The organism is Sphingomonas sp. UYEF23, assembly GCF_040546165.1.
Classification (GTDB): Bacteria; Pseudomonadota; Alphaproteobacteria; order Sphingomonadales; family Sphingomonadaceae; genus Sphingomonas; species Sphingomonas glacialis.
The window spans coordinates 104,749-117,120 of sequence record NZ_JBEPNG010000007.1 but is presented as its reverse complement, the minus strand read 5'-3'; the positions used below and the strand labels follow the sequence as shown (position 1 = coordinate 117,120).

9 protein-coding genes are annotated in these 12,372 nt (G+C 66.6%); 2 read left to right on the top strand and 7 right to left on the bottom strand.

What is annotated here, in order from left to right:
* Nucleotides 1–2: 2 nt before the first annotated feature.
* The 4 genes from ABIB28_RS13655 to ABIB28_RS13640 form a co-directional block, all read right to left on the bottom strand.
* Nucleotides 3–1,649 (bottom strand): FAD-binding oxidoreductase, encoded by a 1,647-nt coding sequence (locus ABIB28_RS13655; protein WP_354288660.1) that lies wholly within the window; start codon nucleotides 1,647–1,649, stop codon nucleotides 3–5.
* 71 nt (nucleotides 1,650–1,720) lie between these two features.
* Nucleotides 1,721–3,418, bottom strand: coding sequence for an acyl-CoA dehydrogenase family protein (locus ABIB28_RS13650; protein ID WP_354288659.1), 1,698 nt, complete (start codon nucleotides 3,416–3,418; stop codon nucleotides 1,721–1,723).
* Nucleotides 3,415–4,536, bottom strand: a complete 1,122-nt coding sequence (locus ABIB28_RS13645) for a CaiB/BaiF CoA transferase family protein (protein ID WP_354288658.1) — start codon at nucleotides 4,534–4,536, stop codon at nucleotides 3,415–3,417. The genes ABIB28_RS13650 and ABIB28_RS13645 overlap by 4 nt, the downstream gene beginning before the upstream one ends.
* The gene (locus tag ABIB28_RS13640) at nucleotides 4,536–5,687 is read right to left on the bottom strand and encodes an acyl-CoA dehydrogenase family protein (protein WP_354288656.1); all 1,152 of its coding nucleotides are present in this window, start codon (nucleotides 5,685–5,687) and stop codon (nucleotides 4,536–4,538) included. The genes ABIB28_RS13645 and ABIB28_RS13640 overlap by 1 nt, the downstream gene beginning before the upstream one ends.
* 114 nt (nucleotides 5,688–5,801) lie before the next feature.
* Between ABIB28_RS13640 and ABIB28_RS13635 the strand changes: the two genes are divergently transcribed.
* Nucleotides 5,802–7,364 carry an amidase gene (locus ABIB28_RS13635; protein ID WP_354288655.1) on the top strand — a complete coding sequence of 521 codons (1,563 nt, stop codon included), beginning with the start codon at nucleotides 5,802–5,804 and terminating at the stop codon, nucleotides 7,362–7,364.
* Here the strand turns inward: ABIB28_RS13635 and ABIB28_RS13630 are convergent.
* Genes ABIB28_RS13630 through ABIB28_RS13620 form a run of 3 tightly spaced genes read right to left on the bottom strand, consistent with a single transcriptional unit; the run spans nucleotide 7,357 to nucleotide 10,435 of the window.
* The gene (locus tag ABIB28_RS13630; RefSeq protein WP_354288654.1) at nucleotides 7,357–8,163 is read right to left on the bottom strand and encodes an alpha/beta fold hydrolase; all 807 of its coding nucleotides are present in this window, start codon (nucleotides 8,161–8,163) and stop codon (nucleotides 7,357–7,359) included. The two genes, ABIB28_RS13635 and ABIB28_RS13630, sit on opposite strands and share 8 nt — an antisense overlap.
* Nucleotides 8,160–9,524, bottom strand: coding sequence for an MmgE/PrpD family protein (locus tag ABIB28_RS13625; RefSeq protein WP_354288652.1), 1,365 nt, complete (start codon nucleotides 9,522–9,524; stop codon nucleotides 8,160–8,162). Before ABIB28_RS13625 ends, ABIB28_RS13630 begins: the two co-directional genes overlap by 4 nt.
* A complete protein-coding gene (locus ABIB28_RS13620; RefSeq protein WP_354288651.1) occupies nucleotides 9,521–10,435 on the bottom strand; it encodes a hypothetical protein in 915 nt (304 codons plus the stop codon). The genes ABIB28_RS13625 and ABIB28_RS13620 overlap by 4 nt, the downstream gene beginning before the upstream one ends.
* Nucleotides 10,436–10,623: 188 nt before the next feature.
* Between ABIB28_RS13620 and ABIB28_RS13615 the strand changes: the two genes are divergently transcribed.
* On the top strand, nucleotides 10,624–12,306 hold the full coding sequence (locus ABIB28_RS13615) for an alpha/beta fold hydrolase (RefSeq protein ID WP_354288650.1): 1,683 nt from the start codon (nucleotides 10,624–10,626) through the stop codon (nucleotides 12,304–12,306).
* Nucleotides 12,307–12,372 lie beyond the last annotated feature (66 nt).

The following is a 12,372-nucleotide window of genomic DNA, read 5'->3' as shown; positions in this document are numbered from 1 at the left end:
GCTCAATCACCGTTATTCGGGTGTGGGAAGCCGAGCGACCCGGGATTGACCAAATTGGCTGGATCAAACGCCCGCTTGAGCATCCGCGCGGGGCCACGCGCGGCATCGCTCCGGTTCGATAGCCAAGGATAGGATTTGCCGATCTGGACATGCGCGCTGCCGTGCCGTGCGAAAGCGGCAACCAGTTCCGCCCGGATCGCCATGACCAGCCTGGTCGCCTCGGGGACTTCGCGATTGGCCTCCAGCCCGGCGAGATCGCTGCGCTCGTTCACCCGGTCGTGGTTGAAATGTTGATGGTCGTCCCAGTAGAAGATCGGTTCGAGACAGACGGCCTGCAGGCCGACCCCGAAATAGATCACGCCGATTTCGATCCCGGCTTCCTGCATCGCGGCCAGGTGCAGCGCGACGATCGCGCGCACCTCGCGGCTGAGCTCGGCTACGTGTGAGTGCGGCACGAGGCCATGGGTCGGCAAGTTGCGCATCGGGCGCCGGCGCTCGGCTGTGTTGAAGTCGATGAACGGCGTGCCCCGCATCGCCATCGGCGCGGAGGCCGGCATCTCGCGACCGCCGCCGGCGGCGGCGATCGTCTTCAACACCGCGATATGCGCGTCGGCCCCGGCACGCGTGGCGTCATCCACCGTCAGGTTGAGCATGAAGATATCGCCGTCGAACACGCTCTTGCCCGCGGCGGCAAGCTTGGCCGCGTTGAACAGCCCGCGCGCGCGCGACGCGCCGCCGCCACGGGCGACCCCAGCTAGAATCTTGAGATCCTGCGAGAGGCCCGTTGTCGCGGTCGCCATCACCTTTACGAAATATGGGTCCCAACAATAGCATTCGCCCGCGATGCCAGTCCGCGCGATCTCCGAGACCGCACTCGCCGCCGCTTCCTCGTCGTTGAAGGCAAAGGTGGCGAAGGCCTGGTGCGCGGGAAATGGGATCAGCTTCAACACCGCTTTGGTCTTGAACCCCAGCGCGCCGGTGTCCCCCAGGAACACGCCCGTAAGATCGGGCCCGTAGCTGCGAAAGAAGGGAGACGCTCCCGCCCCTTCCCCGGCCAAGGCCCCGGCTCCGGCCCACGAGCCCGTGCGGAGCAATGTCCCGTCGGCCAGGGCCACCTCGACCGCCAGCACCGAGTCGGCGACCGGGCCGTATTGGGACGAACCGAGGAAAAACGATCCTTGGCTGAGCGCGCCGCCGACCGTCGCGTGATAGCCCGACATCGGTCCGAAATAGGGGGTGCGCAGGCCCTTCGCCTTCAGCGCCTCGTACAGCGTGTGCCATGTGCAGCCGGTCTCGACGATGACGTACATGTCGGTCGCGTTGATCTCCACGATCCGGTCGAGCCCGCGCAGATCGACGATGACGCTGTCATCGCGGGTCGGAACGTAGCCCCCGGTATAGGAAAAGCCACCGCCGCGCGGAATCACCGCCACGCCGCGGTCGATGCACAGCTTCACCGCAGCGGCAACCTGTCCGGCATCGACCGGCCGGATCACGGCGGTGGCGGCGGGGCCGCGCCGGCTCATGTCGGTCGCAAAGAAGGTGCGCTTGGCGAGATCGTTCTCGACCGCCGCATCACCGAGCAGAGCGACAAGATCGCGGGCGATGTCGCCGGTGGCGGGAGAGGCTGCGGTGGCGGTGATCGACATGGCCAAGGTCTGCGCGCCGCGCGCCCGATCCGCCAACCGAACGCAAAGGGTCCCCGCTATTCGGGCGGGACCTAGAAGCCGTCGGCTGGCATCTCCGCCGCGAGCCGATCGAGCGCGTCGACCGGCGCGAGCCAGGCGGCAACGCGCGGCAGTTCGATACTGGCGAAATAGCGCGCCGCGTGGCGTCGACCGTGAGAGCGTGCATCCTCACCCTCCGCGGCGAGCGCCATATCCAGCCACAGCCAGCCGACCGTGGCATGGCCGAAGGCCCGCAAGAAGGCCGTGGCATTGTCGTACGCCGCTTGCTGGTGATCGCTCAACCGGTCGCGCGTCGTGTCGATCCGCGCCCAGGCCGCGGTTACCGCCTCGGCGACATCGGCGAGCGTGCCTGCTTGCGCCCGACCCGTGCTGTCAGCGATCCGCGCCCGCAACGCGGCATAGGCGCCGTCCTTCCCTTGCAGCTTGCGGCCGATCAGATCGATCGCCTGAATGCCGGTCGTCCCTTCGTGGATTGGGTTCAGCCGGTTGTCGCGCCACAGCTGCTCGACGTCGAAATCCCGCGTGTAGCCATAGCCGCCATGCACCTGGATCGCGAGATCGTTGGCGGCGAGGCCGAATTCCGAGGACCAAGTCTTGGCGACCGGCGTAAGCAGCCCGAGCAGCGCTTCCTCGCTTTGATCGACCAGCGCCGCGCAGTACAGGCATAGCGCCAGCGCGCCCTCGGCATAGACCTTCTGTTGCAATAGCATGTGGCGCACGTCGGCATGCGCAATGATCGGCACGGGCGCGCCGCCCCGCGTGCCGGCGGTTCGCCCCTGCGTCCGATCGCGCGCATAGTCGAGGCTCAGCGCATAGCCCCGCATCGCCAATGCCGCAGCGCCCGTCGCAACCCCGATTCGCGCCTCGTTCATCATCAGAAACATCTGCTTGAGGCCCTGCCCGGGCTCGCCGACCCGCCAGCCGGTCGCGCCGCCCTGCTCGCCCAGATTGAGAAGGCAGTTGGGGATGCCGCGATAGCCCATCTTGTGGTTAAGGCCCGCTACGACGACGTCGTTGCGGCTGCCATCGGCAAGATTCTTTGGCACGATAAACAGCGAAATGCCGGCGGTGCCCTCGGGCAGCGTGCCGTCGGCGTTCGGCACCTTGGCGAGCACGAGGTGCACAATATTCTCCGACACGTCCTGATCGCCGCCCGAAATCCACATCTTGTTGCCGGTCAGGCGATAGCGTCCGCCGAGGTCGTCGACGCCGTCCGCCACCGCGCGGGTACGGATGTCGCCGAGGCTCGAGCCGGCCTGCGGTTCGGACAGGCACATCGTGCCGAACCAGCTTCCCGCGATCTGCGGACGCGCGAACGCGTCGATCTGCTCCGGCGTGCCGAACGTCGCGATCAGCCGCGCATTGGCGGTGGTCAGCATCGGATAGGCGGCGGTCGCGATGTTGGCGGCGGCGAACAGCGCGAATGTCGCCGATGTCAGCACTGCGGCCAGACCCATGCCGCCCAACTCGGGCGCGAAGCCCGCGGCGAACAGGCCGGCTTCGGCATATTGTCGCAGCGCGGGTGCGATCGCGGGATGGGCATGGACGCCGTCCGCATCGAGCCGAGGCTCCTGCCCGTCGGTCAGTTTGTAATGCGGCAGGAAATGGTCGGTGGCGATCGCCTGGGCCAAATCGAGCAGACCGTCCACGGTCGCGCGATCCTCGTCTACCGTGAGCCAGTCGTTTACAAGGAAATCGAGGGTAGCGCGCAAGGGAGCAAGGCTGGTCATGCAGCGAATTCGGCCCGGATCGCTGCGCTGTCAATGCCGAGCGCAGGAACGGGCAGCGCAGTAGCGTCGTGGCCGGCCCAGCGCACCGGCGAGGCAGGCAGACCCACCGGGCCGCTCGGCGTCTCGCTCTCGACGCGGCGGAGTTGCGGATGCCGCGAAAGGTCGGCCACACCGTTGAGGGAGGCATAAGCAGTGCCGGCAGCCGCCATCCGCTTGATCACGGCGGTGGTGTCGAGCGTCGTGAACACCGCGTCGATCACGGAGTCGAGCGCGGGGCGGTTTGCGCAGCGCTGTGCGTTGGTGGCGAAGCGTGGGTCGGTCGCGATCGCTGCATCGTCGAGTACGTCAGCGCAGAACCCGCGCCACTCACGCTCGTTTTGGATCGCCAAAACCACCTGCTTTCCGTCGCCGCAAGGGTACGCCCCATAGGGCGCGATCGTCGCATGATGCAGGCCGGCGCGCGCCGGCGCCCGGCCGGCATAGTCGTGATGCAACAAGGGTACCGCCATCCAGTCCGCGATCGAATCGAATAGCGACACGGCGATGCCCGCGCCCGTGCCGGTTTTCTCGCGCGCCAGCAACGCCTGCAAGACGGCGGCGTGCGCGTTCATCCCGCAGGCGATGTCGGCGACCGACACGCCGACCCGGCCCGGTTCGTTGACTCCGCCGGTGATCGACGCGAGTCCGGTTTCGCACTGGATCAGGAAATCATAGGCCTTCATCGCTGCGGCCGGGCCGTCGTCGCCGTATCCCGAGATATCGACGGTGATGAGCCGCGGATGGCGCGCGCGCAGCGCGGCCGATCCAATGCCGGCCCGTGCGGTCGCGCCCGGCGCAAGGTTCTGAACGAACACGTCGGCACGGGCGAGCAGGCGATCGAGCAGCCGTGCGTCCTCAGGTCGCTTGATGTCGAGCACCAGGCTTTCCTTGCCGCGGTTGAGCCAGACGAAATAGGCACTCTCGCCGTGCACGACATGGTCATAGCCGCGCGCGAAATCGCCCTCGGCGCGCTCGATCTTGATCACCCGCGCGCCGGCCTCGGCGAGCCGCATCGTGCAGAGCGGCGCGGCGACGGCTTGTTCGAGCGCGACGACAGTGAGGCCTTCGAGCGGCTGCATCAAAACGATTTCGGCAGTTTCAGCGCATGCGTCGCGACATGGCTGAGAATCAGGTTCGTCGAAATCGGCGCCACCTGGTATAGTCGCGTCTCGCGAAACTTGCGCTCGATATCATATTCCTCGGCAAAGCCGAACCCGCCATGCGTTTGCACGCACATGTCGGCGGCATACCACGAGGCTTCGGAGGCCAGCATCTTCGCCATGTTGGCCTCGGTGCCGCAGGCAATTCCGGCATCGAACATCGCCGCGGCCTTGTCGACCATCAGCGATGCCGCGGACAGTTGCACGTGCGCGCGCGCGATCGGGAATTGCACGCCCTGATTCTCCCCGATCGCACGACCGAACACGCCGCGTTCGCTGGCATAGGCGCTGGCGCGGTCGATGAAGAAGCGGCCGTCACCGATACATTCGCTGGCGATGAGGATGCGCTCGGCATTCATTCCGTCCAGAATGTAGCGAAAGCCCTTGCCTTCCTCGCCGATGAGATTGGCGACGGGCACGCGCAGATCGTCGAAGAACAATTCGGTCGTGGCGTGGTTGAGCATCGTGCGGATCGGGCGGATGGTCAGGCCGTTGCCGACCGCTTCGCGCATGTCGACCAGCAACACGCTCATGCCCTCGGACGGCTTGGCGCAATCCTCGCGTGCGGTGGTACGGACGAGCAGCACCATCAGATCGCTGTATTCGGCGCGGCTGATCCAGATCTTCTGTCCGCTGACGACATAGGCGTCGCCGTCGCGCCGCGCGAAGGTGCGGATCCGCGTCGTGTCGGTGCCGCTGGTCGGCTCGGTCACTCCGAACGCCTGGAGGCGCAGTTCGCCGCTCGCGACCTTCGGCAGATACGCCTGCTTCTGCGCCTGGGAGCCATGCTTGAGCAACGTGCCCATGACATACATCTGCGCATGGCAGGCCCCGCCGTTGCAGCCCGAGTGATGGATTTCCTCGAGAATGGCGATCGCCGCCGCTAGCCCGAGCCCCGAACCGCCATAGCTTTCGGGAATCAGCACCGAGAGGAAGCCGGCCTCGGTCAGCGCGCGGACAAATTCGGCCGGATAGGTTCGGTCGCGGTCCTTGGCCTGCCAATAGGGGCCGGGAAAGTCGGCGCACAGGCGCCGCACGGAGTCGCGAATGTCGTCGAATTCCTGTGTCATGCGAGCGGGTCTATCCTCGAGGTCGTATCGCCGCCATGCATGGCATGCGCAACGCGCAATGCGAGTTTGGCATAGCGGGTTGATTGCATGGCGGGTGCGGCCGACACTCGCCGGATGACCGACGATGACCTTGCCGAAGCCACACGCCAGCGGCTCGACCGGATGCTGGCGCTGTTTCCGGACGAAGTGACGAAGGCTTTGCAGCTGGCGGCCAAGCAGGCGCAGGCGATGGCGATGCCGGCGCCAGATATCGTGTCGTTCCCCCGGAGGCGGTCCGAGGATCGCGGTACCGCTGACCCTCGTCCTTCCACGGCATTACGCTGGCCCACGAACCGCGTCCTAGCTGATGACCCGGGAGACGGGCGGCACTCGATCGCGCAGATGATCCGCGGCTATCGCACGGGAACGCTGGATCCGGTCTCGCTGGTCGATGCACTTCTCGCCCGGATCGAGCAGATCGACGGTCAGCTCGACAGCTTCGTTCTCGTCGACCGTGGCGGAGCCGAAACCGCCGCGCGTGCGTCGGCGGCGCGGTGGGCGAACGGCACCCCGCTCGGCCCGCTCGACGGCGTGCCGGTCGGGATCAAGGATGTGATCGATGTCGCCGGACTGGCAACGCGCTGCCATTCGCGCACAACCGTCGAAACCGTCGCCCCGCGCGATGCGAGAATCGTGGCGCGATTGCGTGCGGGCGGCGCGGTCATTATCGGCAAGCTCGCGACGCATGAATTCGCGATCGGCGGCCCGGCCTTCGACCTTCCCTTCCCGCCAGCGCGAAATCCGTGGAACCCCGCGCATCACCCCGGCGGATCGTCCTCGGGTGCGGGCGCGGCCGTGGCGGCGGGCCTGGTGCCGCTGGCGATCGGCACTGATACGGCAGGATCGGTGCGCAACCCGGCGAGCGCGTGCGGGATCGTCGGACTAAAACCGGGCCTCGGAATGCTGTCGCTCGAGGGCGTAGTCCCGCTGGCGGCCACGCTCGACCATGTCGGGCTGCTGACCCGCAACGTTTCGGACATGGCGATCGCGGCAAGCGCGCTCGGGATGGATCTGCACCCGATGACAGCGGCGCGCATCGGCTACGTCCGCCACTTCCACACCCGCGACATGATGGCGACCCCCGAGGTCGCCGCCGCCCTCGACCGCGTCGCCGAATCGCTCGGCGCGCAGGACATAGAATTGCCCCCGCTCGGCGACTTCGCGCTGGTCAACCGCGTGATCCTGCAAAGCGAGGGCTTTGCCGCGCATGCCGACCGGTTTCGGCAGTGGCCGGAAGATTTGTCGGCGCTCACGCGGGCGGCGCTGCTAGCTGGGGCGTTCACCTCGGCCGAAACGCTGCACGCCGCTTATCGCCGGCGCGGTATCCTGACCGCGGCGGTCGAGGCGGCGTTTTCCGAGGTCGATATCCTGCTGACTGCCAGCAGCCTCGAGCCCGCCTGCCGGATCGACGATCCGGCCGAGGTCGCGCGGACCTACATGCTCCAGGCCCGCAGCCCCTTCAACGTAACCGGCCATCCCGCGCTCGCGATGATGGCCGGCCTGTCGAGCAATGGCCTGCCGCTGTCGGTGCAGTTTGTCGGGCGGATCGGCGAAGAGGGACGCCTGCTCGCGGCCGCCGCGGCCTGGGAAGCCGCGGCCTGGGGGAAAAGCGGAGGTCCGCCGTTCCCGCCTATCTGAAGAAGGCCGCGATCTTCTCGGCAGCGATCGCCGGCTGCTCGATCACCAAATAATGCCCGCTTTCGGGAATGACGTGAAGTTCCGCCTGCGGCAGGGCGGCAGCGATCTTACGCATGCCGAAGCCACTCGACGCCGTGTCGAACGCGGTCATGTTGTCCTCCGCGCCGGCGAGCAAGAGGACGGGCATCGTGATCTTCGGCAGCAACGGCGACAGGTCGGTCTTCTCGATCGTTTCGGTTCCGGCGATGAAGGCCTCGGGCAAGGTTTTGCTGTTAGCCTCGCGAATCGATTCGAGCACCGCCTCGGCGTCGGGACGATCATAGAAGCCGCGCGCAAAGCCGGCGACCGATGTCAGGTCAGCGACCGCCACCATCCCCTGTTCACGCGCGCACTGCTTCCACGTCTTGCGCATCATGCGCGCCGCATTGTCGTAACGCGCGAGGAAGCAGGAGAGCACGAGCGTGTCGACCACTTCGGGATGATGCGCCGCCAACGTCAGCGCGATCATCGCGCCGAACGAGGTGCCGTGGATGCTTACCGTGTCATAAGGCAGCTGCCCGATCAGTTCGAACACCAGTTCGGCGATCCCCGCCATACCGCCCGGTCGCGGGTCGCCGCGGCTTTCGCCATAGCCCGGCAGGTCGAAATCAATCACCGCGAAATCTGTTGCGCACAGCGGCGTGAGATGCTCGAAGTTGCGATGCCCGAAGGCAGAGCCGTGGATCTGGAGCAGCGGCGGCCCCTCCCCCGTCACCTTGTACCAGATCGTCTCGCCGCCCGGCAGGGTTACCAAGGTCATGGTTCGATCCTCAAAAGATTCGTCAGCGAATGAATGTCGGGCACCGTGTCGAGCGCCCAGATCGTGTCGATGATCGTGTCGGCCCGGCCCGCCGGCAGGGTACCGCCATAATCCCGGAACAGCTGGGCGAGCTTGGCGTCGGGCACCCGATTGCCCGGCGTGCCGAGAAAATTGTCGATCCCGTGGGTTTCGCGACTGCCGTCGGTGAACGTGATCTCGAGCGAGCACCCCTCGAAGGTCTTGCGGCCTTCATCGGCAATCAGGTCGATGCGGTCGCGCAGCGCCAGCACATCCGGGTCGGTGTAGCAGGCAGGCGCGGTTTCGGCGGTGGTGAAGCGATCACGCAGCCAGGCGGCGGCGGCGCAGTGGCGCAGGTCGAACGTCGCCTCGCTCTCGCTGCTGGGCACACCGAAGCGGTCACGGCGTTCGTCGGCTATTGCCTGGACGAGCGGGTTCACCAGGAACGTCATGCGCTCGATCGTACGACCGGCGGCACGCGGCCGGAGCGCTAGCACGCATTCGACCGGTCCGTGCGTGATCGTCTCGGTCGGCACGACCTTGTAGGTCTGGCCGAGCAATCGCCAGTCGGTCCCCAGCGTCGCCAGCGTAGGGCCGATCTTCGCGCGATCCTCGTCACATTGTGCCTGAAACATCCCACGATCGCCCTCGAACGCGGTGACCGGCGCGGTGAAGCCGCGTTCGGCGAGTTCGAACGCTGACAGGCCGCTGCGCGCGGTAGCGCCCGTGATGTAGGAGAGCGTCATGCTGCCAACCGAGGCATACAGGCCGAACGCGGTACACATGGCGATGCCAAGTGCGTGGACGGTCCGTGCCTCGTCGAGGCCTGCCAGCACGCTGCACGCTGCCGCGGCACCGACCCCGCCGGTCAGCCCGGCCGGCACGGCGCCGCGATAATAGCCGGTCGGCATCAGGATCGTCGCAACTGCAAGTTCCGCCTCCACCCCCAGCGCGAGCGCGCGCAACAGTCCCTGTCCGCTAGCGCCGCGCTGCTCGGCGAGCGCAAGGACCGCCGGCAACACCGCCGAGACCGCGTGCATAAAGCAAGGGATGTAGGTGTCGTGGAAATCGAGCACTTCGTAGAGAGCGCCATTGACCATCGCCGCCGCCTGGGGGCTGGTCGGTGTTCCGTGCCAATGCACGCTCGCGCCGTGACCGCCGTCCTTGGTCGCCCACTCGTGCAGAATGCGGATCGCGGGATGCCCATGCGCACCAACCGATGCCTTCAGCTGGTTGAGCAGGAGACGCTTGGTTTCGTGGAGCACCGCTTCCGGCAGATCTCCGTTCCGGACCAGAAAGTGCGCGAGTCGCTCGGAAACCGTGGCTGTGGTCGCCTCTGTCATCGCGCGACGGGCTCGAGCGTGACGCCGTCTGCAACCGGGCCATACATCCAGCCGAGGATCGCCGGCTGCGCCTGATTGTACCCCCCGATCGTAGTCAGCGCGTCCCAGGCGGGAAAGCCGCGCAGGCCCACGAAGGTCGGCTTGCCGGCATAATTCGACGTATAGTTCGCCGCGATCGGATAGGCGTGAAGCGCGTGGATGTGATCGGCCAGCCCGTGCATTGGCAACACCGATGCCACCATGTCGTCGGCCAGCACGATGTCGATCCATGCCTGATATTGCCGCTCGGGCGGATGGGTCTTGATCGGATAGCCGGCGGCGCGCTCCGCGGCGACATCGGGTGCTTCGAGCAGGCTGTAGCGCAGCCGCAGCACGCCGGGTTCGGCCGCCCAGCGCTCGGCCAGCGTGACGATGAACGCCCGAAAATCGGGCTCCGCCGTCCGGCTGCGCAAGAACAGGCCGAAGGCGGGGGTGGACGGTTTTCCCTGCGGTGGCACCGAAGCCGTGCGGTCGAGCAGCGTGCGCGCCATGGCGTCGATCGCTTTGTAGGTGGTGCTCTGGTCGACGATCAGATCGATGTCTCCGAGCAGTTCGCCGCGCACCTGCTCGCCCGGTTCGGCGGCGAACGTCGCCAGGGCGTCGTCGTCGGCGTATCGAACGTCAGACAGCCACATCAGCTGTTGGTCCGCGGGGCAGTTCTGCTCGATGTCGGCGCCGTCGAAGATCGCCCGCACTGCGTCGAATTGATAATGCCGATATTCCCAGATTCCCGGTCGGCGTGCGATGGCTGGGCTGTGCACGTCACGCCAATACCGCCGCACCGCGTCGAGCGGCAGATCGGGTTTCTTCCAGCCACAGGTGATTCGGCAGATGCGCGCATTGTTCTCGGTATCGATGATGGCATCGGGCATCGGTGGTCCCCCAGGGTCTGCGCGAAGGCATGAAATCCCGGGCAAAAAGACGCAACGTCTGGTGCCGACCTATGATTAAAACGCCGAACGCGGTGCGGATCGGTCCTACCCGTCCCTGCCAGAGGTTGACGCGGCACGTTCCTCGAACCAGCGAGCGCGATAACCAGCTGCGAGGCGCACAAACCATGATGCCGATCCGTTCCACCAGGCGCTTCCTGCAGGTCGGCGCGCGCCGCGTGCACTATTTCCGTGCTGGTGACGGCCCGCCGGCGGTCCTCATCCACTCGTCTCCCGCCAATGCGCGATTGCTGACGAAGGAGATCGACCGGCTGTCACGCGATCACACCGTGTTCGCGTTCGACACGCCCGGCTTCGGCCTTTCGGACCCGCTGCCGCTCGCGACGATGACGGTCGCCGACCTCGCTGATGCGATGGCCGAGACGCTCGGCGCGATCGGCATGCCGCGGTGCCCGGTGTTCGGCACGCACACCGGCGCTGCGATCGCGCTGGAGCTGGGCGTGCGCCATCCCGAGTTGGTGACCGGGCTCGTCCTGGATGGCGTTCCAGCCTTCACCGATGCGGAGTGCGCGGCCTATTTCCAGGACTATTTCCGCAAGTTGCCGGTGAGCGACCTTGGGGGGCATTACGCCGAAACCTGGACGCGCTTTCGCGACCAGTCGATCTGGTTCCCGTGGAGCGAGCGCGTACCGGCCAACCTTAACGGCTATGATCTGGGTCCGCCGCACAGCACGCATTTGTGGGTGTCGATGTATTTCGAGGCAGCCGACCATTACGAACCGGCCTATCGCGCCGCCAGCTTCTACGGCGCGCGCGCGATCGCCGCGGCAGGCGAGCTCGCCGTGCCGACAGTGTTCGTCGCCACTGAGACCGACATGCTGTATCGCCACCTCGACCGCCTGCCGCCGCTCAAGCTGGACCAGGCGATCGTGCCGATCGGCAATTCCTTCGAGTACAAGCGCGAGATCATCGCCAAGTCCTTCGCGCGCTTCGGCGCCGATGGACCAGCGCCAGATCACGAGGATGCGATCGGATCCTCACCCGAAATCGCGCGACGGTTCGTCGACGGGGCGTCAGGGCAGATCCACCTGCGCTATGCCGGCGACCGCACCGCGCCCGCTTTGCTGCTGATCCACGACGCGCCGGGATCGTCCGAACAGGCAGAACCGCTGATTGCCCGCCTCGCCCACCATTTCTTCGTGATCGCGCCCGATTTGCCCGGCAGCGGCGAGTCCGATGGCTACGACACGCCGCCCACGATCGCCACGCTGTCCGAAGCGGCGATCGGCGTGCTGGACGCACTCGAAATTTCCACCGCCGCGGTGTACGGCCTCGGCTTCGGGTCGTCGGTCGTGCTGGCGGCGGCTGAAGCGAATGCCGCGCGGTGTACAGCCGTAATACTCCAAGGCGTGGCGTTGCCCGACGCAGGCGACCGCGCGACGCTGCTCGAAAGCTACGCACCACCGATCGTGATCGAGCCCGATGGCAGTCATTGGTACAAAACCTGGCTCATGCTGCGGGACTCGCACCTCTATTGGCCATGGTATGATCGTCGGCTGGCGGGGCTTCGGCGCGTGGCGGCGGATTTCTCGGGGGTGCCGCTTCACCGCTGGACGATGGATGTGATGCGGGCACACGCGACGTACGCACATCCCATTCACGCCGCGCTGCGCCACGATGCGGAGATCGCGCTGCAAGCGATTCAGGTCCCGCTCGCGATCGTGAGCAACCCGGCGACACCGCTGTCCCGCTACAGCGATCGGCTGGCCGCGCTGCGTCCGGATGCGGTCAGCCTGGACGACGGCGACCCCCGCTTTGTCGAGATGCTGTCGGAATTCAGTGCCGGGGTATGAGTTTCTGTCATCGGCGCGGGACAGACTGGGCCTTTGCGTTCCCCATGTCGAAGCGCAGTTTTTTCG